This is a genomic window from Tabrizicola oligotrophica (genome assembly GCF_011008935.1).
Classification (GTDB): Bacteria; Pseudomonadota; Alphaproteobacteria; order Rhodobacterales; family Rhodobacteraceae; genus Tabrizicola_A; species Tabrizicola_A oligotrophica.
Genome location: NZ_JAAIVJ010000014.1, coordinates 1 through 21546, shown reverse-complemented (window position 1 = coordinate 21546; position 21546 = coordinate 1). Strand labels below are relative to the sequence as shown.

Below are 21546 nucleotides of genomic sequence, written 5' to 3'. Positions count from 1 at the left end.
TATCTGTTTTAGCCTTTGACCGCCCCTGCGGTCAGCCCCGAGACGATTTTGCGCTGGAAAATCAACACCAGAACGATCAGCGGCAATGTTACGATCACCGAGGCCGCCATGACCGGCCCAAAGGGAAACTCGTAGCGCGAATTGCCGGAGATCAGCCCGATCGCCACAGGGATCGTGCGGTTTTCATCGGTCAGGATGAAGGTCAGCGCGAAGAGGAATTCGTTCCAGGCCGCGATGAAGGCCAGAAGCCCGGTGCTGGCCAGCGCCGGCCCCATCAGCGGCAGATAGATCCGCGTCAGGGTTCGCCAATGCGAACAGCCGTCCATCATCGCGGCCTCGCTCAACTCGCGCGGGAATTCCCGCATGAAACTGGTCAGCACCCAGATGGTGAAGGGCAGCGTGAACAGCAGATAGGCCAGCACCAGCGATCCGACATGGTTATAGAGGCCAAGCCAGCGGATCAGCTCGAACATGCCCGAAAGCACGGCGACCTGCGGGAACATCGACACCGACAGGAACGCCAGCAGCACCGCCCGTTTGCCGGCAAACTCCAACCGCCCCAGCGCATAGGCCGAGAAGGTGGCCAGAGCCAGCGCGATGAAGGTGGTGGAACTGGCGACGATCACCGAATTGAGGATGCTGCCGATGAAATCCGGATCACCCATCAAGGCCCGGTAATGGACCAGATCTAAGCTTGGCCAGAGATTGACCTCGAACAGTTGCTGCCCGGATTTGAAGGAAGAGTTGATCGCCCAATAATAGGGAAAGATCGTATAGATCACGGTCAGGGCGACGGCGAATCCCTTCGCCCATTGGCCGGTTTTGCGACGTGCTCGTTGGGACAGCATCGTTCAGCCCTCCGCCGGTTTGTGCAGTTTCAAAAGCCCGATCAGAAGGATCGCGGCCAAGGCCACCAGAAAGAACACCCAGGTCGATGCCGCAGACCCCAGGCCCATTTGCTGAAAACTGACCAGTTGGTTGCGGGCATAGATTGAAACGGTCATGGTCTTTTGGCTGTTGCCGCCCAGCACATAGCTGAGGTCGAACATACGCAGCGCGTCCAGCGTGCGAAATAGCACCGCCACCCCGATAGACGGGCGCAAGAGCGGCAGGGTGATCGAGATAAACCGCCGCCAGGCCGGCACACCGTCAACATAGGCGGCCTCCAGCACCTCCTTCGAGATCATCTGCAATCCGGCCAGGATCAGCAGCACCATGAAGGGCGTGGTGATCCAGACATCGACAAAGACGATCACCCACAGTGCCAACCCCGGCTCGGCCATCCAGGCCAGACCGCGCTCGATCACCCCCAGATGGATCAGCACCGCATTGATGACGCCGAACTGGTCATGCAGCATCCACTCCCAGATCTTGGCCGACACCACGACCGGAATCGCCCAGGGGATCAGGATCGAGGCCCGCAACATGCCGCGCCCGGGGATCGCCTGATTGAGCAGCAGCGCAATCGCAATGCCCAGCACGGTTTCGATGCCCACCGAGGCCACGGTGAAAAACAGCGTATTTGACAGCGATTTCCACCACAGCCGGTCATCCAGAACATCGGCGTAGTTGCGCAGCCCGACAAAACCATACTGATCGGGGTTGCCGAAATTGGCATCGGTCAGGGACAGATAGAACGTCTTGCTCAGCGGCCAGGCCGCTACCAGCAGCAACACGACAATCGCCGGGGCCAGAAACAGCCACGCCGCCCGCCGCTCGCGCCGCGCCAGAACCCGGCTCATGCTGCAGACCTCTGCACGGCGCGGCCAGCGGCATCAAAGCCATAGGTCGCGGCATCGGGCCAGTCGAGGAAGATAGGCGCCCCCGGTTGCGGCACATCAGCGTCCTTGGCGGCGCGCAACGTCCAGAGCCTGCCGTTTTCCAGCCGGACATAGATCAGTTGCTCGTGGCCCAAGTCCTCAACCCGCTCCAGGGTGGCGGCAAGCCCGGACGACGAAAGCAGGATTGCCTCGGGCCGCACCCCCAGCTTGACCGCCCCGCCCATCCCCCGCCCCGGCACATCGGCGGCAGCGGCAAAATTCATCCGTGGCGAGCCGATGAAACTGGCGACGAATTCATTCGCCGGATGGGCATAAAGCTCGGCCGGCGTGCCAACCTGCTCAATCCTGCCCTCACGCAGCACCACGATCCGGTCGGCAAGGGTCATCGCCTCGACCTGATCATGGGTCACATAGATCATGGTGACGCCCAGCTCCTTGTGCAGCCGCGCGATCTCGGCGCGCATCTCGGTGCGCAAATCGGCGTCAAGGTTCGACAACGGTTCGTCGAACAAGAACACATCCGGCGAGCGAACCAGCGCCCGACCAATGGCGACACGCTGGCGCTGCCCCCCCGACAACTCGCGGGGTTTGCGGTCCAAAAGCTTTCCGATTTTCAAAAGCTCAGCCACTTCCCGGGTTTTCCGGGCAATCTCGGCGCGTGGCATGCCATTGGTTTCCAAGGCAAAGCCGATGTTCCGCGCCACGGTCATATGCGGGTAAAGCGCGTAGGACTGAAACACCATCGCCACGCCACGTTTGGAGGCCATCACGTCCTCCATATGTTTGCCGCCAATCTGCAAGGATCCGCCAGAGAAGTCCTCCAGCCCTGCAATCATCCGCAGCAAGGTCGATTTCCCGCAGCCTGACGGCCCGACGAACACCACGAACTCGCCATCGGCGATCTGCAAATCAACACCGGAAATGACGGTGACATTGCCAAAGCGCTTCTGCGCGCCAGTCAGGGTAACGGAAGCCATCGGGGCAGGTCCAATCTCGATACGGGGGACGGCCTGCGGCAGAACTCGTGCCGCAGGCCGGGAAAATGTGGGTTACCAGCCGCCGCGCGCCTTGATCTTTTCAAGGTCGGCCTGCAACAAGGACATCGCATCGGTCGCGGTGGTTTCGCCGGCCAGAACCGAATGCACCGCCTGATAGAACGCCGAAGACACCTGGTTATAGTCGCCCAGCGTCACCGAGGACGGCCGCGAAACGGCCTGGTCAAAGGCGGCCCTCGCGTCGCCAAGGAACGGCACGGCGGCCAGAACTTCTGCATCCTCGTAAAGCGTTGCAATCGTCGGGTTATAGGCCGCGTCGATTGTCCGGCGTTTTTGTTCGGACAGGCCGGTCATGAACCGCAGCAGGCTGGCTGCCGCTTCGGGATGCGCTGAATATTTCGACACGCCCATATGCGCCGTGCCCATGCAACCCGCAGACGGCCCGCCTGCGCTGCCCGAGGGCAGGGCGGTCACGCCAACCAGACCCTTCAGTTTGCTGTCCGCCCCCTGCGAGGTTCCCCAGACATAGGACCAGTTGCGATGGAACACCGAATTTCCGGTCTCGAAGACCCCACGCGAGGATTCTTCGTCATAGTCCAACACGCCCTTGGGGCTGATCGTGTCAACCCAGGACGCCGCCAGGTCGACCGCCTTGATCGCATCGGCGTTGTTGACCGTCACGGCACCCGCAGCGTCGACAATCGTTCCGCCATTTGACGACGCCAGCCATTCGATCGCATCGCATGACAACCCTTCGTAAGACTTGCCCTGCCAGACATAACCCCACATGTCGGGGTTTCCAGCAGCACGCTCGCCCTCCATGATCACCTTCGCAGTGTCGGTCATCTCGGCCCAGGTTTTCGGCACCGGCTTGCCATACTTCTCCAGCAAGTCTTTGCGGTAGAACATCAGCCCGGTATCGGCATACCAGGGCATCCCCACCAGCTTGCCATCCACCGAGCCCGCCGCCACGGTCGAGGCAAAGTGCTGTGCGATCTCTTCCGCCGGAACCACCGTGTTCAGATCCAGCAGTTGATCCTTGAGCATCCCGACCCAGACCACGTCCAGCAGCATTACATCAATGTCGGGTGATTTGGCCGACAGCAGTTGCTGATAGAGCGGCAGCGCCTCATCCCAAGAGGCGGGCATCTTGTTGATCTTGACCTCGTTTCCGGTGTCTTTCGCCCAGGCAGTCGCGGCATCGCTGCATAGCTGATACTCGGCCCCCGAAGCGCTGCAGAACAGCGACACAGTGTCAGCACCGGCCGCAGAAGCCATTGCAACTGCGACGCTGCCGCACAGAAGTGATGTCTTGAATTTTGAATGAATCATCGGCTCTTCCTCCCTGGATACAGGTTTCCTAACATGTCTCGACGATTAAATCAAGTAAGTAGAGTTTAGTTGTGACTCAGGCTTTGACGCTCCCCCGCCCTCCGCCATGATGCGATATTTCACCAGCGGACTTCGCCCACGCTGGCGCGCTCAGGGGGCGCGACTGTCGATCCGAAGACGCCGGCCTGAACAGCGCCCGTGAGCTGTCCCCGATCGTCCCTTGTGAACCGCGCCGGGTTTGCCTGAGGCTGATTGACGTTAGTTACGCGGCCATGGCTTCGGTTTCCAGAGCTGCGTAGAAGTTTGCTTCGGCTTCCGCGGGTGGGATGTTCCCGATTGGCTCGAGCAGGCGGCGGTTGTTGAACCAGTCGACCCATTCGAGGGTTGCGTATTCGACGGCTTCGAAGTTGCGCCATGGGCCGCGACGATGGACGACTTCGGCCCTGAAGGGGCCGTTGATCGTCTCGGCGAGGGCGTTGTCGTAACTGTCACCGACATTGCCGACCGATGGTTCGATGCCTGCATCGGCCAATCGTTCGGTGTATTTGATCGACAGGTATTGGGATCCGCGGTCGGAGTGATGGACCAGCCCCATTCCCTTGACCGGGCGGCGTTCATAGACGGCCTGTTCTAGGGCATCGAGAACGAACCCGGCATGAGGGGAGGTGCTGACGCGCCAGCCGACGATGCGGCGGGCATAGGCATCGATGACGAAAGCGACATAGACGAACCCCTTCCACGTGGCGACATATGTGAAGTCCGAAACCCACAGCATGTTGGGCGCTGACACGCGGAACTGGCGGTTCACCTTGTCCAGCGGACAGGCGCAACTGCGATGCGGCCTCAGCCCGAAAGCGTACCCGATGCGAAAAAGCAAGAAGCTGCGGGCCTGATCCGCTTGGCACCGGTAAAAAACTGGCGGTTCCACGAGCAGGATCTCGAACGGTGCATCGACCGTCAGGCCTACGCCGAGCGCGTAAAGGCTATGCGGGAACGGCTGGGGATGAACCGATGTGGCGCGGCCTTGGCGGTGCATGGCGAGGCTGTGAAGCAACGGGAAATCCGAGCTTGAAACCCTGTTTCAGCTCTGCCCCCTTTGGCCGACCGAAGCCCGTCGAGTCGATCGTAGATCATGGCTACAAATGGTGACGCTACAGGTGGATCGCGGCCATATTTGCCGCCAATAATTTGAAGGAAACCTTCGATTACACCCTGTTGGATCAGGCTCCCAGACCCGATAGGAAACGCTCCAGTTCTGCCCGGTCCATTCGCTGGATATAGCGGTCTTCAGGGAAGCTGCCACGCTCGACATCCTGCCGGAATTCGTTGAATGCCGCGACCCTTTCGCGCTGCAGCCGATCATACTCGGCGGCAAAGTTACGGTAGACCTTGGAGTGGCGGGGCATCTTGCCCCGGTGTTCACCCAGGATGTCCATGGCGAAAAGGTACTGCACATCGCAGCCCGCGCCCGACCCCATGGACCACAGCAGCAGGCGGTCCATCCGGCGGCTGATCTCAGTTGCCACTTCCTCGGGCACCACCTCGATTTCCACGGCGAAGGCGCCCGCCACCTCATAGGCCTGGCATTCGCTGTATAGCGCCAGCGCCTGATCGGCGGTCTTACCCACAGCCTTGAAACCGCCGGTCCAGGTAGCGCGGCTGGGGACAAGGCCAACATGGCCCACAACGGGGATATACTCCGAAGCCAAAAAGCGTACGGTGTCCAATCCGGCCGAGCAATACATCGCATCGGCCCCGGCGGACAGCAGCTTGCACGACAGGCGCAGATAGTCTTCACGGCTGCCGGCGCTTAGGTGATCAAGGCCCGACATAGAGAAAAGCGACGGCGCGGCCTTGCGATAGTCGGGGTGCAGGATTAGTTCAGGCGGAACCGAAACAACGTCGATCCCGGCCTCTTCTGCTGCCGCAGCCTCATCGATGCTGAAGACGCGCAGCATGGTTAACTGGCGCTTGCCCTTCCAGGCACGCAGGTCAGCAACCGTGGGGCGAGTGCGTGTCATGTCAGTCCTCCATTCCGATCTCGACCATGCCGTCCACGACGCGCACGGGATGAGTTTTCAGGTCGCGCACGCAAGGAAGCCGTTCGGCCGCGCCGGTCTTGTAATTGAAGCGGCCGTTGTGCTTGGGGCATTCGATCTGGCTACCCATGACCAGCCCGTTGCACAGATGGACATGCTCATGGGTGCACAGCCCGTCGGTGGCAAAGACCGCGCCGTCTTCGTCACGGTAGATGGCATAGCTCTGGCCCGCGTGGTCGAAGGGCGCCAGATCTTCGGGGTCGATGTCATCGACCGGGCAGACGGTAATCCAGCGCATGTCTTACTTCCCTTTGTCCGAACGGGCGGGGGCGGTCTGGTGAAAGTCCTCACGGTAGGGCCGGGCGCTGGAGGGCAGCTTCTTGCGCAGGAAATAGCCCTTCTCGTGGCGCTGGCGCAGGATCGCCGGGACCATCTCGGCAAAGGCGGCGGGGATCGAGGGGCAGGCGGCGGGAAGGTCGTCCTTGATCAGCGCATGCAGGCGCGGCAGGGCGTGATAGGGCACCATCGGGAACATGTGGTGTTCGACGTGATAGTTCATGTTCCAGTAGATCCAGCGGCTGGCCGGGTTCATCAAACAGGTGCGGCTGTTGAGCCGGTGGTCCAGCACATCCTCGGCAAGGCCGCCATGCTGGATCAGCCCGGTCATGAACATGTGCCAGGTGCCGTAGAAGCGCGGGCCGCCGATCAGCATGAAGGGCAGGACGGACTGCATCCAGACCGCCGCGACAAGGGTTGCGGCATAGATGGCGACATGAACGCGGGCCCAGAAGATCGCCTTCGGCACTTCGGCGTCGGGGATATAGTTGCGCTCCTCGGCGTTCAGATTGCCGGTCGCGTTGCGCGCGAGGATCTTCAGCCATTGCCAGACATCCACCACGCCGATGAAATGCAGGATGTTCAGCGCGATCGAGGTCGGATGCATGAAGGCAATCTCGGCATCGCGGCCGACGATGATGGTGTCGGTATGGTGGCGGGCATGGCTCCAGCGCCAGGACACCGGGTTGCGCATCACCATGAAGCTGGCGATGTGGTAGACCACATCGTTCATCCAGCCGGTCTTGAAGGCGGTGCCATGGCCGCATTCGTGCCAGCGGCTGTCGCAGGCCGAGCCGTACAGCACGCCATAGACCGCCCAGAACGGCACGCAGGACCAGTTGCCCCAGAACTGGATGCCGCCCCAGGCCGACAGGCCCAGCAGCGCAAACCAGATCAGCGTATCGCGGATCGCCGGGCCGTCGCGGCGCTGCATCAGCTCTTTCATCACCTTGCGCGGCACTTCGGAGTGATACCACTGGGCCGAGGCCAGCCCCAGCTCGATGGCGCGCTGCGCCGAGGGGCCGGTCAGCGAGTAGTCGCGTTTTTCGACAAAGGTGTCTTTCGGCATGGCAGGTCTCTGGATCAGAAGGGTTGGGGTCGCCCGGTGAGGGGCGGGAACCGGCCCGAAGGCGGCGGAAAGTCATCGGCGGGCTGGGGCGCAATCGCGGCAATCCGCGCCTCGGCGGCTTGCAGGGCCGGGGCGCCGTCCAGCACGGTGAAGCGGGCGTCATAGGCGCGGGCCTCGCCGGCAGAGAGCCAGATCATCTCGCCCCGGGCGCGGGCGGCGGAATTGCCCAGCACGTGATGCGTGGAAGGCTCGATGCCCAGCGCATAGGCCCCGGCCTGCAGGTTCTGCCACTGGTAGAGGCAGGGCATCTGGTCCTTGCGGGTCGTCACCTGAAGGCCCAGCGCCAGCCGGTCGTTGACCAGCGCCACCGGCACCTCGCCCGCGGCATCGCCGGCGGTGTCGTGCTGCCAGACCTGTTCGGCGAAATCGGTCTGCGGGGCGGACATGCGGGCATAGCCGACGCCCTGATCGCGGTAACGGGTCTCGTGCCCGGCCCAGAGAACCTCTCGGATCGGCGCCAGATAGCGCGCGCCGGCGCCCAGCAGCGGCGCGCCGAGGTTCACATGATAAAAGAACATGTGCGGAGCGGGCTGGAAGCCTTCGTTCACCACCCGGTCGGACAGGCGGATTTCATGGCCGCCCAGATCAACCTCGATCCGGCGATACAGCACCAGATGTTCGGCAAAGGTCGCGGCCTGACGGATCTGGCCTTCGGCCCAGAGGATGCAGCGCTCGCCCTCCCAGCGCTCGCCATAGCCGGTCAGCCGCGCGGGCAGGTTCGCCACCCGGCCATGCAGGCCATGGCGCGCCGTCTGGACGCCGGGATAGTTGTAATGCCGGGCGTCCACCTCTTCGGGGCCAAGGATATGATCCATGCCGCAGGTCACGAGAAAGCCGCTGAAGCTGCGCGCCCAGCCGAAACCGCCCTCGCCCTCGGGCTCGTGCAGCGCGGGGTTGCGCAGGCCGGTCGGCCCCTGCCAGCCGATCGAGGCGCCCTTCCATTCGACTTCGTCGATGTCCATGGCGCGGTCGACGGCGACGGTAAAGCGCAGGCCGGCGCCGCTGCGGAATTCCAGCAGGCGAATGCCGCGCTCTTGCCCGTCGGCCAGCTCGACCAGCCGGACGCCACCATAGGCGCGAAGCTGGCCGGAGCGTCTCCGGATCGCCTCGCGCGTCAGATCCTCGCCAAAAAGCATTGTCATGGTTGCACCTTGCCGGAAGCGGCGCCCCGGACTGCCCCGGAACGCCGCGGGATCGTCACAGCCCGTTCGCCTTGAACTTGCCGTCGAGGAAGGCCTTGGCCCGCGGAATGTCGTCTTCGGACAAATGCTCGATGATGACCGGGATGTTCGGATGCTTTTCCGCCAGCCGCTTCAGATAGAGGTCATAGTTGAGCGACCCAAGCCCCGGCGCCGGAAGCTCGATCTCGCCGACACCGCGGAAGGTGTGGCTTTCCAGCGCATCGGCATCGCCGATGTCGGCGTGCTTTTCGCTCTTGTCGTCGCCCGAGCGTTTCACGTCCTTGGCATGGGCGATCTTGATATGCGGCGACAGCGTGTCGAACACCTGATTCAGGATCTGGTCCATGCGGTCGATGTTGTGGGTCTCGAAATAGTTGGTCGGGTCCATCAGCAGGCCCAGCCCCGGATGATCGACCTGCGCGAACATCTTCACCGTCTCCTCGACGCTGCCGACGACGTTGTTGACATAGGTTTCCAGAAGGAAGGTCGCGCCATGGTCATAGGCGGTCTGCGCCAGATCGGCGATCACCGAGCGGCAATCCTCGAACCCCTCTTCGGTCTTGTTCTTCGGATGATGCACCCAATCGCTTTCGGTGTTGAAGGTGCCGGTTTCCGAGATGACATAGGGCGTGCCGAACTGCCGGGCATTGCGGATGATCTCTTTCAGATAGCCGACGCGCCGGGCCCGCTCGTCCTTGTCGGGATGAACGATGTTGGTATAGGCCGAAATGCAGCAGATCGGCAGGTTGTGGTCGCGGAACGTGTCGCGGACCCGCTTGGCCTTGTCCTTGGTGATCTGGCCCGGCCCAAGGTCGACATCCTTGAAATGCAGGTCCAGTTGCACCGTGGTAAAGCCCTGCTTCTGGATGCGCTTGGCCGTTTCTTCCAGCCCGTAGGGGTAGTATCCGGTAAAGATCCCCGCGTGCAGCATGATGTGTTTCCTCCCTAGTTCGTTGAAATTTCTGAAAGTTTGACCGTGCGCCCCTCGGCGATCGAACGGTAGCCCGCCTCGACCAGCGCCACGGTCCTGACGTTGTCGGCCACCGAAAGCGCGGGCGGCGTTCCGGTGCTGACGGCGTGTTGCAACTGTTCCATCACGCCGACGAAGGCATGGGGGAACCACATCGTGTCCCATGTCGGGCTGACCCATTCGCCGCCGGTGGTCCTGGTGGAAGCATAGCTCAGCGTCGAGGCGGCCCCGGTGGGCCAGCCGATGGTGCCCTTGGCGACGCCCTCGGTGCCGTCGACGCGCCAGCTGATGTGCTGGTCGTCCTTGTAGCCCTCGCCACGCGGGCCGGACCAGACGTCCTCAAGGCTGACCGCCAGCACGCCCGAGGGGAAGCGCAGGGTGCTGACGGTGATGCCGTCCTTGTGGGGGAAGCTGGTGCGCGGGTCGGTGCGGGTCTGGGTGGTGATCTCGTCCGGATCGCCGAAAAGGAAGCGCAGCACGTCGAGGTGATGCACCGACATGTTCGACAGGGTCAGCCGGTCATAGCCCTTCAGGAAATCCTGCCAGTGCGGGATGGCGTGCATGTCGATCTGGGCAAAGACCGGCGTGCCGATGGCGCCGGAATTGAGGATCTCTTTCAGCACCCGCATCGACTGGTCGTAGCGCATGTTCTGGTTGACGCTAAGGATCTTGCCGGCTGCCGCCGCCTCGTCGCGCAGGGCAATCGCCTCGGCCAGGGTCAGGGCCAGTGGCTTTTGCGCCAGAATGCCCTTGATATGCGGCGCCTTCAGCGCGGCGCGGATCAGCGCGGGCTGCTGGTCGGGCGGATAGGCGATGTCGAGGATCTCGATGCCGGGATCGGCGATCAGCGCCTCGGGCGTGTCATGCACCTTGGCAATGCCCCAGCGCGCAGCGACCGCTTCGGCCTTGGCCTTGGTGCGGCTGGCGATGGCGGCCACGGTAAAGCCGGCCTCCTTGTAGGCGGCCAGATGGCATTCGGCCATGATCATGCCCGCGCCGATGGCCCCGATCTTCAGCCCTTTCGTGCGGACCGGCGGGTCGGGTGTGAAACCCAGTGCGTCACTCATGTCAGTCTCCCTGTGTCAACCGGCCAGCCGATGGCCGTCGGCGGCGAAATGGTGAAGCCGCTCCTCGGCGGCATCGAGATGCAGGCGCTGACCGGGCGCAAAGGCGGGCTGGCCGCGCAGCAGCACGCGCAACTGGCTTTCGCCCGCGCGCAGGGTCAGCACGGTATAGCCGCCCAGCGGTTCCACGCCGGTCACCTCGGCGCGGCCCGCCGGATCGGGTGTCACGCGCAGATCCTCGGGCCGGACGCCGACCAGTGCAGCCCCCGGACGGGTGGCAAACAGGCCCGGCGGGATCAGGTTCATCACCGGCGCGCCCAGAAGCTGCGCGACATATGAGGTCGCCGGGCGGTCATAAAGCTCGGCCGGGGTGCCGATCTGGCGGATGACGCCCTGCTCCAGAATGGCCATGCGGTCAGCGACCGACATCGCTTCTTCCTGATCGTGGGTCACATAGATCAGCGTGCGGCCCGCCTCGCGCTGCATCCGCTTCAGCTCGACCCGCGCCTCCTCGCGCAGCCGGGCATCCAGCGCCGAGATCGGGTCGTCCATCAGATAGGCCGCCGGATCGCGCACCAGCGCCCGGGCGATGGCGACCCGCTGGCGCTCGCCGCCGGAAAGCTGGCCGGGATGCTTGTGCAGGATATGACCGATGTGCAGCTTGGCCGCGACTTCCTCCAGCCGGGCGGTGATCTGCGCCGCAGGGACTCCGCGTTCGACCAGCGGAAAGCGTACGTTGTCGCGCGCGGTCATATGCGGAAACAGCGCGAGGTTCTGGAACACCATGGCGATGTTGCGCGCCGCCGGTCCGGTCCGGGTCACATCCTTGCCGTCGATCAGGATGCGGCCCTCGTCCGGCACCTCCAGCCCGAGGATCAGGCGCAACAGCGTGGTCTTGCCCGACAGCGGCGGGCCGAAGAAGCAGAAGAACTCGTTGTCGCGGACGGTGAAGCTGGCCGCATTGACCGCCACGGTGGCGCCGAAGCGTTTGGAGACATTGTCGAAGGTGATTTCGGCCATCTCTCACACTCCCCGGATCGCGCGGCCCGTCGCCGCATCGAACAGCCTGACCGCCGCGGCGGCGGGTTGAAAGCGGACAAGACCCGCCTCGGGCAGCGGCTCGCCTGACTGGAACACCGCCCGGACCGACGTTTCGCCCTCGCCCAGATGCAGGATGCTCCGCGCGCCGATCCGCTCGGTCACGGTCAGCGGCAGGCCAAGCGGGGCGGCCGGGTCAAGCTGCACCTCCTCGGGGCGGAAGCCATAGATGACCTCCGCAGGGGCGCTGGCGGCAGCGGCGGCCAGCGGGCCAGGCAGCGGGGCCGAGATGCCGAGCGGCCCGAGATCGACGCAAAGCCCCCCGGCATGCTGCAGCAAGCGGCCCGGCAACAGGTTCATCCCCGGCGCGCCGATGAAGCGGGCGACGAAGGTGTTCACCGGGTCATTGTAGACCTCCAGCGGCGTGCCCACCTGCTGCAGCACGCCGTGGTCCATCACGGCGATCCGGTCGGCCATGGTCATCGCCTCCAGCTGGTCATGGGTCACATAGACCATGGTCTGCCGGAACTGGCGCTGCAAGGATTTGAGCTCGGTGCGCATCACGGCGCGGAAGGCGGCGTCGACGTTGGACAGCGGTTCATCCAGCAGGAAGATCGCCGGCTCCATCACCGCCGACCGTCCGATCGCCAGCCGTTGCAGGATGTTCACCGAAAGCCCGGCGGCGGGGCGGTCCAGCAAGGCGGTCAGACCCAGCATCTCGGCCATGGTGCCGGTGCGGCTGGCAACCTCGGATGCCGGTCGGCCCATCATCCGCAAGCCGTAGCTCAGGTTCTGGCGCACCGTCATATGGGTGAAGATCGCGTAGTTCTGGAACACGAAACCCACCCCGCGCCGGCCCATCGGCAGGCCGGTCACGTCCTGATTGCCGAACAGGATGCGCCCCTCGCTGGGACGCTCCATCCCGGCGATCATGTTCATCGTGGTGGACTTGCCGCAGCCCGACGGCCCGAGAAGCGCCATGAACTCGCCGTCGGCAATGGCAAGATCCATGGTTTTCAGCGCGGTGAATTGCCCGAACCGCTTGACCAGCCCCTGCAGGTGGATCGCGCTCATTTCGCCATCCTCCGCATCGCCCAGACCGCCAGCAGCGACAGGACCAGAAGGATCGCCAGCGCAATCGCCGCGACATAGCCCCAGATCAGGTCCTGCGTGGTGATCTTGTAGATGTAGACCGAGATCGTTTCGGTGGCCACGCCAGGCCCGCCGCCGGTCATGATGTAGAGCGTGTCGAAGATCTTGAAGGCCTCGATGCAGCGGATTGCCAGCGCGATGACGATGATCGTCTTCATCCGCGGGATGACGATGGTCAGGAAGCGCTGGACCGGCGAGGCCCCCAGCAGGGTTGCCGCCTTGATCTGGTCATCCGGCACGCCGACCAGCCCGGCCAGGAGGATGAGGAACATCAGCGGCGTCCATTGCCAGATGTCGGCCGCCATGACCGCAATCAGGGCCAGGGTCGGGTCGGACAGCCAGGCGATGCTGACTGGCTCGGCGGTGAACCATGACAGGATGTCGTTCACCGGCCCTCCGGACTGGAACAGCATGAAGAACATGTAGCCGGCCACGGCGGGCACCACCATCATCGGCATGATCAGGATGGAATAGGCCACGCGCTTGCCCGGAAAGTCATCGACGAACAGCGTGGCCAGCGCGAGACCAAGGCCGAATTCCAGCGGAACGCAGACTGCCATGACCAGCGCCGTCCGCCCCAGCGCCGACCAGAGCCGGTCATCGCTGACAAGGTCGAGGTAATTGGCGAAGGTGTTCCAGAACTCCCAGGCGCGCGGCCAGGCCATGCCTGAGAGCGGCGACCAGTCGGTCAGCGAGATGTAAAGCTGCATCAGCAGCGGGAACAACGAGATGAACAGCACCAGCACCTGCGCGGGCAGCGTCAGCCGCAGGCCCAGCCCGGCGCCGTCGTCCTTTTCGGGGGTCGGTGCGGATGTCATTGCTTCAGGGCTCCGAATGTCAGGCCACGGACAAGATGCTTCTGGATCATGATCCCAAGGATCACCGGCGGCACGGCGGCAATCAGCCCGAGCGCGGCCTTGGCGCCGTAAAGCTGCCCGGTCATCGAGGATGACAGCGAGGCCATGTAGACCGGAATGGTCACCCATTCCCGCGTCGTCAGCAGCAGGGCGATCAGATAGTCGGACCAGTTCAGGATGAAGACGAACAGGGCAGCGGCGGCCAGAGGGGCGGCCATCATCGGCAGCGTCACCCTTGTAAAGACCCGCAGCCGCGAGCAGCCTTCAACCAGCGCGGCTTCCTCGATCTCTTTCGGCATGTCGTCGAAGAAGGTCTTCATCAGCCAGAAGGCGAAGGGCAGCGTGACGATGCCATAGATCAGCGCCAGACCCCACCAGGTGTCCATCAGGCCCAGAAAGGCCCACATCATCATCACCGGGATCATCACCGCCATCGGCGGGAACAGGCGAAGCTGGATCAGCGCCAAGGGCAGGTTGGCACCCGAGCCGAAGCGCGACAGGCCATAGGCGGCGGCGGTTCCGGCAGTCATGGCGATGACGGTGCCGATGGTGGCCGACAAGAGCGAGGACAGGATCGGCTTGCCCGCCGTGCGGTCCAGCGCCACGATCAGGTCAGAGCCGCTGTCGCCAAAGAGAAAGCGGAAGTTGTCCAGTGTGGGCGCGTTCGGGATCCAGGTCAGGTTCGCGCCGGCGGATTGCCATTCGCTGAACGGTTTGAAGGCCATCGACACCATCCACAGGATCGGCACCAGCGTGATCGCCAGCGCCAGCGCAATGGCGGCATATCGGAAAAGCTGGAAGGGCAGGGAGCGTTGCATCTCGATCTTCGTGCCAAAAGGTCCGGGGGCGCGGATTGCAACCCCCGGTTACCCCACAGCCGCGGGAGGTCCGGCCATGGGGAAAGTTTCAAGGTCAGTCTGGTGTCAGATCGGGTCGACCAGCGTCGGCCAACCGGCACGGCTGGCCTTGATCGCCTCGATCACCTTGTCCTCACCGGTGCGCCGGGTGATCTTTGCCCATTCGTCCGAGGCATCGGCCATCGCCTGTTCGGCGGTCTTGGCGCCCGTGAGCGCGGCCATCAGGTTTTCGTCCAGCGCATTGTGATAGGCGGTTGCCCCGGCATAGTTGATCGTCGGCACCGTCCGGGCGACCGTCTCGCGCACCATGTCCATATGGTAATCGTGATAGGTCTGCCGCACGAGCTTGTCCGAGAAGTCCGACAGGCGGAACGGGTCGAAATAGCCGCCGGGGTTCGCCGTCATCCAGGCGTAGATCCGGGCCGAGCCCAGCCATTGCAGCAAGAGATAGGCCGCCTCGGCGTTCTTCGACTGCGCCGAGACCATGCCGGTCAGCGAGAACCACAAGACCGACCGGCGGATCAGCCCGCCGCCAACCTCGCGGCCCGGCGGCAGCATCGAGCCGACCTTGCCGGTGACGACCGAGCCGGTATTGCCGGCATTGTCGAGGAACTTCGGCAGGTTCGAGAAGGCGCAGGTCATCGCCGTGTTGCCCGCCCCGAACGAGCCGTATTGCTCGGGCCAACCCCAGCTGATCGCATCCGGCGAATGGTGGGACAGCGAGGCGACATATTCCGTCGTCGCCGCCACGCCTTCGGCCGAGTTGATGAGCGGCGTGCCGTCCTCGGCAAAGAGATACTGGTTCGGGTTCGCCATCGAGGTGAAGCGCTGATACCAGTTGGTATAGCCCCAGCCCTGATTGCGCAGGTCCGAGCAGCCGACCATGCCCTTGTCGGGCCGGTTGAAGAAGGCGGCAATCTCGTCCAGCTGTTTCCAGGTTTTCGGCGGCGCAAGGTCATAGCCATGCTTGGCCTTGAAATCGGCCTGTTCCTTGGGGTCGGCGAACAGGTCGGTGCGGTAGACCCAGCTCTGGAAATCGCCATCCAGCGACACGCCATAGGTCGAGCCGCGATACTGGTTCAACAGCGCGACACCCTGCGCGCCGCCGACATAGCCGCTGGCCCCGTCGTCCCATTCGGGTTTGTACTGGGCGACGAAATCGTCCAGCTTGGCGATCCCGCCCGATTCCGCCAGATCCCCCAGCCGGTTCCAGTCGGTCGAGTAGATGTCGAAGCCGCCCGCGCCGGTGGAAATGTCCTGCATCGTCTTGGTGAATTCCTGCCCGTTCGGCAGGCCGACGATCTCGATGGTGATGCCGGTTTCCCGCTCCCACAACTCCTTGATCGAAGGGGCGCCCGCCGGGAAGGGCTGGGTCAGTTGCCCGATCGAGCCGTCGGACAGGCCGAGGACGATCTTGTCAACCTTGCCCGCGCCCTTCAGGGCCTTGGCGCCCTCGATGGCGCGGCCCTCGGGGGTGTCCGGGCCGTATTGATAGGCTTCGCAGCCGTCGAACCCCGTGGGTCCGCCGATCATGCCTGCGGCAAGGTCCTGGCCCCAGGCCTGCCCTACCCAACGCGGGGCAAACAGCGCGCCCGCTCCGACAATTCCCATCTGAGCGCCGGTCCCAAGGAACCCGCGCCGCGTCATGCGACGAGTGATCATGAAATCCTCCCTGCAGCCCTCTCCCGGAGCTGATGTCAAATGTATGCTGGGGACTCAGCAAGCAAGTCAATCAAAAAATTGCGCAATGAACATCAATTTGATTTTGCAATCCGATCATATCGCGGGAAGTATGGCCTTGGATGGCCGCCGAGCACGCTAGAATCGCGGGGTCAGAGGCGGTAAATCGCCATGTTGGCAAAGAAATTCATGGCTTCGGGCTTGGGTGCCCGGTGGTTTGTTACAAGAGTGGCTGCAAAATGATTGAAATGGCATCATTTTGATTGCTGAAAATGAGGCTCGGATGGTTGACCGCCCGATGCCCTGAGTCTTATCTGTCGAAAAAGGAAACCGCCAAGATGCTGCGCACCCGACTTGCCGACATTGCACGCGAAGCCGGCGTCTCGTCGGCGACTGTCGACCGCGTGCTGAACGACCGCCCCGGCGTCAAGGAACACACCCGCCAGCATGTCCTGACGGTGGCACGGCGCCTTGGCCTGATCTCAGGCCCAGCCCAGCAGCCGGATCTGCGGCTGGCTTTCCTTCTGCCGCAGGGGACCAACACCTTCATCAAGATGCTGCGGGCGCAGATCGAGCAGCAGGCGCAGGCCTTTGCCGGCGTTGCAACCCAGGTCGAGACCATCGAGGGCTTTGACCCGGCGGTGCTTTCGGAACGGCTTTCCGAGCTGAACGGCCAGATCGACGGGCTGGGGGTCATCGCGCTGGACCATCCCATCGTGCGCGAGGCGCTGCGCAAGCTGGCCTCCTCGGGGGTGCAGATCGTCACCCTGTGTTCCGACATCCAGAACGTTCCCCGCGTGGCCTATGTCGGCACCGACAACCGGCAGGCCGGGCGGCTGGCGGGCTATGTCATGGGCCGGTTCCTGCGCCAGACGGCAGCCAAGGTCGCGCTGTTTGCCGGCTCGCTTTCGTATCGCGGGCATCAGGAGCGCGAGATGGGCTTCCGGCAGGTGCTGCACGAGGAATTTCCCGGTGTCGAGGTGGTGGAAGTCCGCGAGATGCTGGACGACCGCGAGAAGGCCTACCGCGAAACGCTGGCGCTGCTCGACCGCCACCCGGACCTTGCCGCGATCTACAACGTCGGTGGCGGCAGCTATGGCATTGGCCGGGCGCTGAAAGACCGCGGCCTCTCCGGGCGGATCGTGCTGATCGGGCACGAAGCGACGCCCGGCAACAAGGCGCTGATCCTTGACGGCACGATGGATGCCGTCATCGATCAGAATCCGCGTGTCGAGGCCCGCGAAGCGCTTGCCGTGCTTTCAGCAGCCGTTAGGGGCGAAGAATACCGACCTGTCCCGCCGCGCCAGCATGTCATCTTCCGCGAAAATCTTCCGGATGACTGATCGGGAATATTCTTCTCTGCGCTTGCTCTGCATCAGACAGGTCACCGCCGATTTCTCGCCCGAATTTCTCTCTCAGCTGATCTGATCCCCGCAAACTGGACCGTTTGAAGCTGGAGTTTTCGGCTACGCTTTCCTGACTGGGAGATGAGCGGAATCGGATGAAGGCGAGCAATTTCTCGGACGCCCAGAAGGCGTTCATCATCAAGCAATTCGAAGACGGAACGCCGGTTGCGGAGATCTGCCGGAAGGCGGGGATCAGCCAGGCGACTTACTTCAATTGGAAGAAGAAGTATGCCGGTTTGCTGCCGACCGAGATGAAGCGGCTCAAGCGGCTCAAGCAGCTCGAGGACGAGAACAGTCGGCTGAAGAAGATCGTGGCGGACCTGACTTTGGATCGGGAGATGTTGCAGGATGTGATCAGGCGAAAGATCTGAAGCCTGGTCGCATGCGCGAATTGGTTCGCGGGATGTGTAGCGATTGGGCGGTGTCGATCCGGCAGGCTTGGGGGTAATCCCCCCATTCTTAGTGGGGCGCATCGGTAGAATTCATGCGGCCATTTTCAGTTTCTGGGCGGGCGTGACGCCGCCGATGCCCATGTTCGGGCGGTCGTTGTTGTAAGTCCAGAGCCATTGCGTGGCGAAGTCTTGAGCCTCCTCGATGGTTTCGATGATGTATTGGTCAAGCCATTCATGCCGGAGTGAGCCATTGAAGGCGCCATTGGTTCGAGCCCAATGGCGAACGCGGTTGTAGCGTTCGATGTAGGCGTTCTGCTGCGGCTGTCCGGGTTGGATGTGCTGGATGGTGATGCCGCGTTCCTCGGCCCAAATCAGCAGCTTGCCACTGATGTATTCCGGGCCGTTGTCGACCCTTATGGTGCCGGGTTTCCCTCGCCATTCGATAATTCGGTCAAGGCTCCGGATGACCCGTTCGGCAGGCAGCGAGAAATCCACCTCGATGCCCAGCCCTTCCCGGTTGAAGTCGTCCAGCACGTTCAGCAGCCGAAACTGGCGACCATCGCCGAGCCGGTCAGCCATGAAGTCCATGGACCAGGTGATGTTGGGTGCATCCGGCACGGCCAAAGCTTCAGGTTTGTCGCGCTTCAGCCGTTTGCGTGGCTTGATCCGCAGGTTCAGCTCCAGCGCACAATAGATGCGATAGACGCGCTTGTGGTTCCAAGGATGGCCTTTGACATTGCGCAAATGCAAGAAACACAATCCGAACCCCCAGGTCTTGCGGGCGTCGGTCAGCCCGACCAGCAGATCGGCGATCTCTTCGTTCTCGGCCTTCAGCTTCGGGCCATAGCGATAGCAGGTCTCGCTGACCCCGAAGGCCCGGCAAGCCAGCGCAATGCTGACCTTGTGGCGCGCCACCGCTTTCTCGGCCATCTCGCGGCGTTGACCCTGTCGCGGTTTGCACGCAAACCGCTGTCGGGCAGCGGATGGCCGTGTCATTAATGGGATGGTCCGCCCCGCACCCCAGCGTCAGTATTGCGGCATCGCAAAAACGAAAGGAGAGAAAGGATGCGAACCAAACCAAGTCCAGAGACTGCTGCCTTCGGCATCGATATCGGCAAGAAGGTGTTCCACGTTGTCGCCCTGAACGCCGCCGGCGCCGTGATCCAGCGCGCCAAGTTCTCGCGTGACACGCTGATGGCCTTCTTTGACGCGGCGCCGAAGGTGCTGATCGGCATGGAGGCCTGCCCGGGCTCGCAGTGGCTGGCCTGGCGGCTTGTCGCGATGGGCCATGATGCACGGATCATCCCGGCGCGCTTCGTGAAGCCCTACGTCAAGTCCAACAAGACTGACACCGTCGATGCGGCGGCGATCGCCGAAGCCGTGACGCGGCCGACCATGCGATTTGTCGAAGTGCGGACGCCCGAGCAGGTCGATCTTCAGGCGCTTCACCGCATCCGCGACCGGCTTGTCGGACAAAGAACCGCGCTGATGAATCAGGCGCGCGCTTTCTGCATCGAATATGGGCTGGCAATGCGGGTCGGGGCGGGTGGCTTCCATGTCGACATCCGTCGGCATCTGGCGAATGCGGAGAACGATTTGACACCTGCCATGCGGGTGCTGCTTGAAGAGCTGCTCGATGACCTCGCCTATACCGAAGGGCGCATCAAAGCCGTGAACGCCAAGGTCGAGGCCTATGCCAGCGAACATGAGGCCGTCAGTCGTCTTGTCACCATTCCGGGCATTGGAGCACTTGGTGCAACCGCGCTTGTTGCTGCTGCAGGTGATGGTCGGCAGTTCAAGAAAGCGCGCGATCTGGCCGCGTGGCTGGGGCTCGTTCCGGCAGAGCATTCGACCGGAGGCAAGCAGACCCTGCTGGGCATCAGCAAACGCGGCAATCGTTATGTGCGGCGGCTGATCATTCACGGCGCGAGGTCATGCCTTTTGCATCTGAACCGCACAAACCACGCCCTCGGAAGCTGGCTCTCTGCACTTGAAGCACGAATGCACCGCAACAAGGCCGTGGTCGCCTTGGCAAACAAGCTGACCCGCATCGTCTGGGCCATCCTGACGAAGCCTGGCACTGTCTATCTGCAGTCGAAAGGCGCAGTTGCGAGCTGACCCCTTCACCGCAGAACCGATTGCAGGGGACGTGATGACCAAACGGTTGATCGACCACGGGTAAGCCACGCGCAAAAAAACGGGACTGTATCCCGCGCCACTAATCTGGAACCCGAGGGGCGGATCTCATCAAGGCCTTGTCGCCAAAAGCGGCTGACTGATCAGAGGCCGGATACATTTACGCAAGCCGGTGCGTCATCCACGAAAACCTTGCAATAGCGGGGCGGACCATACATTTTTTCCCAGAGCCTCCTTGAGCAGATCGGCCTGCATGCTCAGGTCCGCATACATCCGCTTCAGGCGCCGGTTCTCATCCTCGATGGCCTTCATCTGGCTGATCAGCGACGCATCCATGCCGCCATACTTCGCCCGCCACTTGTAAAACGACGCGCTGCTCATGCCATGCTCACGGCACAGCTCCGCCACAGGCATCCCGCCTTCGGCCTGCCGCAGGATCGCAAGGATCTGCGCCTCAGTGTATCTGCTTGTCTTCATTCAGAATCTCCTCGTTCATCTTGCCGAGAAAATTCTACTTATGCAGCCCCTTACTTTCGGGGGGGATTACCATGGCAACGCGCCCGGCGCGCTTGCCAGACCCAAAACCGATGCCTGTCACCCCCAAGGACTCTCGTTATGAACGAGGGACGACCGGGGGGCAGGTCAGATGGAACACGCTTAAAGCGGGACCTGGATTTCTTTGCGCAGATTCGGTTTCATGAGCGGTCTGGCCCCCGGCAGGACGTGGTCCCATTCAATTGGCGGGTACCTCAGATTACTCGACGCTGGGACGAGAGCACTAAGCTCGTCTTCCTGGACTTCAACGACGATCATGTTTGGTGTGTTCCTCCAATCACGAACGTCTGGCGCAAGTACGCGACAAAGGTTCCCAAGGATGAGTTCGTTTCCGCGTTGTTGGCAGGCTCACTCCCCACCAGGATATTTCACTACGAGCACGTAGAAAGTGTTCCACAGCGTGGGCTGGCGTCCGCTTGGTACGGCGCTCGTAAAACGTTGACATGGCGTTGACACGTTTTGCATAAGCAAAAACCCGACCGTTTACGTCGGGCTCTAAGCATCTGATATGTTTAGTAATTTTGGTTGCGGGGGCAGGATTTGAACCTGCGGCCTTCAGGTTATGAGCCTGACGAGCTACCGGGCTGCTCCACCCCGCGCCATTGCCTTTCGGCGGTCCCTTCCGGGTTATTTTGGGAAGGGTTTG

The 21546-nt window shown here is 62.8% G+C and carries 17 protein-coding genes, 1 tRNA gene and 4 pseudogenes; 3 read left to right on the top strand and 19 right to left on the bottom strand.

What is annotated here, in order from left to right:
• Window positions 1-8: 8 nt before the first annotated feature.
• The 16 genes and pseudogenes from G4Z14_RS16210 to G4Z14_RS16135 form a co-directional block, all read right to left on the bottom strand.
• On the bottom strand, window positions 9-848 hold the full coding sequence (locus tag G4Z14_RS16210) for a carbohydrate ABC transporter permease (RefSeq protein WP_164627596.1): 840 nt from the start codon (window positions 846-848) through the stop codon (window positions 9-11).
• A 3-nt stretch (window positions 849-851) separates the two neighbouring features.
• Entirely contained in the window at window positions 852-1742 is an 891-nt protein-coding gene (locus G4Z14_RS16205; RefSeq protein ID WP_164627595.1) for a carbohydrate ABC transporter permease, read from the bottom strand.
• Window positions 1739-2758, bottom strand: a complete 1020-nt coding sequence (locus tag G4Z14_RS16200; RefSeq protein ID WP_164627594.1) for an ABC transporter ATP-binding protein — start codon at window positions 2756-2758, stop codon at window positions 1739-1741. The genes G4Z14_RS16205 and G4Z14_RS16200 overlap by 4 nt, the downstream gene beginning before the upstream one ends.
• Before the next feature lie 72 nt (window positions 2759-2830).
• Window positions 2831-4054 (bottom strand): ABC transporter substrate-binding protein, encoded by a 1224-nt coding sequence (locus G4Z14_RS16195; RefSeq protein ID WP_227751808.1) that lies wholly within the window; start codon window positions 4052-4054, stop codon window positions 2831-2833.
• Window positions 4055-4370: 316 nt separating this feature from the next.
• Window positions 4371-4943: pseudogene (locus G4Z14_RS16190) on the bottom strand (IS3 family transposase); the annotation flags it as partial.
• A gap of 385 nt (window positions 4944-5328) precedes the next feature.
• On the bottom strand, window positions 5329-6129 hold the full coding sequence (locus G4Z14_RS16185; RefSeq protein WP_164627592.1) for a 3-methyl-2-oxobutanoate hydroxymethyltransferase: 801 nt from the start codon (window positions 6127-6129) through the stop codon (window positions 5329-5331).
• A 1-nt stretch (window position 6130) separates the two neighbouring features.
• Window positions 6131-6445: a MocE family 2Fe-2S type ferredoxin gene (locus G4Z14_RS16180; protein ID WP_164627591.1), complete on the bottom strand. Its 315-nt coding sequence runs from the start codon at window positions 6443-6445 to the stop codon at window positions 6131-6133.
• Window positions 6446-6448: 3 nt separating this feature from the next.
• On the bottom strand, window positions 6449-7552 hold the full coding sequence (locus tag G4Z14_RS16175) for a fatty acid desaturase family protein (protein WP_164627589.1): 1104 nt from the start codon (window positions 7550-7552) through the stop codon (window positions 6449-6451).
• A 14-nt stretch (window positions 7553-7566) separates the two neighbouring features.
• Window positions 7567-8754 (bottom strand): aldose 1-epimerase family protein, encoded by a 1188-nt coding sequence (locus G4Z14_RS16170; protein WP_164627587.1) that lies wholly within the window; start codon window positions 8752-8754, stop codon window positions 7567-7569.
• 55 nt (window positions 8755-8809) lie between these two features.
• Window positions 8810-9724: a sugar phosphate isomerase/epimerase family protein gene (locus G4Z14_RS16165; RefSeq protein ID WP_164627585.1), complete on the bottom strand. Its 915-nt coding sequence runs from the start codon at window positions 9722-9724 to the stop codon at window positions 8810-8812.
• A gap of 14 nt (window positions 9725-9738) precedes the next feature.
• The gene (locus G4Z14_RS16160; RefSeq protein WP_164627583.1) at window positions 9739-10830 is read right to left on the bottom strand and encodes a Gfo/Idh/MocA family protein; all 1092 of its coding nucleotides are present in this window, start codon (window positions 10828-10830) and stop codon (window positions 9739-9741) included.
• A 15-nt stretch (window positions 10831-10845) separates the two neighbouring features.
• Window positions 10846-11847: an ABC transporter ATP-binding protein gene (locus tag G4Z14_RS16155; RefSeq protein WP_164627581.1), complete on the bottom strand. Its 1002-nt coding sequence runs from the start codon at window positions 11845-11847 to the stop codon at window positions 10846-10848.
• A 3-nt stretch (window positions 11848-11850) separates the two neighbouring features.
• Window positions 11851-12939: an ABC transporter ATP-binding protein gene (locus tag G4Z14_RS16150; protein ID WP_164627579.1), complete on the bottom strand. Its 1089-nt coding sequence runs from the start codon at window positions 12937-12939 to the stop codon at window positions 11851-11853.
• A complete protein-coding gene (locus G4Z14_RS16145) occupies window positions 12936-13835 on the bottom strand; it encodes a carbohydrate ABC transporter permease (protein WP_164627577.1) in 900 nt (299 codons plus the stop codon). The genes G4Z14_RS16150 and G4Z14_RS16145 overlap by 4 nt, the downstream gene beginning before the upstream one ends.
• The gene (locus tag G4Z14_RS16140) at window positions 13832-14692 is read right to left on the bottom strand and encodes a carbohydrate ABC transporter permease (protein WP_164627575.1); all 861 of its coding nucleotides are present in this window, start codon (window positions 14690-14692) and stop codon (window positions 13832-13834) included. Before G4Z14_RS16140 ends, G4Z14_RS16145 begins: the two co-directional genes overlap by 4 nt.
• Before the next feature lie 105 nt (window positions 14693-14797).
• Window positions 14798-16393, bottom strand: a complete 1596-nt coding sequence (locus tag G4Z14_RS16135) for an extracellular solute-binding protein (protein WP_164627573.1) — start codon at window positions 16391-16393, stop codon at window positions 14798-14800.
• Between the two features lie 356 nt (window positions 16394-16749).
• Between G4Z14_RS16135 and G4Z14_RS16130 the strand changes: the two genes are divergently transcribed.
• The gene (locus G4Z14_RS16130) at window positions 16750-17754 is read left to right on the top strand and encodes a LacI family DNA-binding transcriptional regulator (RefSeq protein WP_227751807.1); all 1005 of its coding nucleotides are present in this window, start codon (window positions 16750-16752) and stop codon (window positions 17752-17754) included.
• A 158-nt stretch (window positions 17755-17912) separates the two neighbouring features.
• Window positions 17913-18262 (top strand): annotated as a pseudogene (locus G4Z14_RS16125) (transposase); the annotation flags it as partial.
• 37 nt (window positions 18263-18299) lie between these two features.
• Here G4Z14_RS16125 and G4Z14_RS16120 read toward each other — a convergent pair.
• A pseudogene (locus G4Z14_RS16120) lies at window positions 18300-19160 on the bottom strand (IS3 family transposase); the annotation flags it as partial.
• A gap of 81 nt (window positions 19161-19241) precedes the next feature.
• On the opposite strand from G4Z14_RS16120, the gene G4Z14_RS16115 reads away from it, so the two are divergent.
• Window positions 19242-20327 carry an IS110 family RNA-guided transposase gene (locus tag G4Z14_RS16115; RefSeq protein ID WP_227751806.1) on the top strand — a complete coding sequence of 362 codons (1086 nt, stop codon included), beginning with the start codon at window positions 19242-19244 and terminating at the stop codon, window positions 20325-20327.
• Between the two features lie 231 nt (window positions 20328-20558).
• Here the strand turns inward: G4Z14_RS16115 and G4Z14_RS16110 are convergent.
• Window positions 20559-20822, bottom strand: a pseudogene (locus G4Z14_RS16110) (transposase); the annotation flags it as partial.
• Window positions 20823-21422: 600 nt separating this feature from the next.
• A tRNA-Met gene (locus tag G4Z14_RS16105) sits at window positions 21423-21499 on the bottom strand.
• Between the last annotated feature and the right edge of the window lie 47 nt (window positions 21500-21546).

Bases quoted from the DNA above. Each gene is read 5' to 3' on its own strand.
- G4Z14_RS16210 (WP_164627596.1), bottom strand. From the start codon at position 848: ATGCTGTCCCAACGAGCACGTCGCAAAACCGGCCAATGGGCGAAGGGA.
- G4Z14_RS16205 (WP_164627595.1), bottom strand. From the start codon at position 1,742: ATGAGCCGGGTTCTGGCGCGGCGCGAGCGGCGGGCGGCGTGGCTGTTT.
- G4Z14_RS16200 (WP_164627594.1), bottom strand. From the start codon at position 2,758: ATGGCTTCCGTTACCCTGACTGGCGCGCAGAAGCGCTTTGGCAATGTC.
- G4Z14_RS16195 (WP_227751808.1), bottom strand. From the start codon at position 4,054: ATGGCTTCTGCGGCCGGTGCTGACACTGTGTCGCTGTTCTGCAGCGCT.
- G4Z14_RS16185 (WP_164627592.1), bottom strand. From the start codon at position 6,129: ATGACACGCACTCGCCCCACGGTTGCTGACCTGCGTGCCTGGAAGGGC.
- G4Z14_RS16180 (WP_164627591.1), bottom strand. From the start codon at position 6,445: ATGCGCTGGATTACCGTCTGCCCGGTCGATGACATCGACCCCGAAGAT.
- G4Z14_RS16175 (WP_164627589.1), bottom strand. From the start codon at position 7,552: ATGCCGAAAGACACCTTTGTCGAAAAACGCGACTACTCGCTGACCGGC.
- G4Z14_RS16170 (WP_164627587.1), bottom strand. From the start codon at position 8,754: ATGACAATGCTTTTTGGCGAGGATCTGACGCGCGAGGCGATCCGGAGA.
- G4Z14_RS16165 (WP_164627585.1), bottom strand. From the start codon at position 9,724: ATGCTGCACGCGGGGATCTTTACCGGATACTACCCCTACGGGCTGGAA.
- G4Z14_RS16160 (WP_164627583.1), bottom strand. From the start codon at position 10,830: ATGAGTGACGCACTGGGTTTCACACCCGACCCGCCGGTCCGCACGAAA.
- G4Z14_RS16155 (WP_164627581.1), bottom strand. From the start codon at position 11,847: ATGGCCGAAATCACCTTCGACAATGTCTCCAAACGCTTCGGCGCCACC.
- G4Z14_RS16150 (WP_164627579.1), bottom strand. From the start codon at position 12,939: ATGAGCGCGATCCACCTGCAGGGGCTGGTCAAGCGGTTCGGGCAATTC.
- G4Z14_RS16145 (WP_164627577.1), bottom strand. From the start codon at position 13,835: ATGACATCCGCACCGACCCCCGAAAAGGACGACGGCGCCGGGCTGGGC.
- G4Z14_RS16140 (WP_164627575.1), bottom strand. From the start codon at position 14,692: ATGCAACGCTCCCTGCCCTTCCAGCTTTTCCGATATGCCGCCATTGCG.
- G4Z14_RS16135 (WP_164627573.1), bottom strand. From the start codon at position 16,393: ATGATCACTCGTCGCATGACGCGGCGCGGGTTCCTTGGGACCGGCGCT.
- G4Z14_RS16130 (WP_227751807.1), top strand. From the start codon at position 16,750: ATGCTGCGCACCCGACTTGCCGACATTGCACGCGAAGCCGGCGTCTCG.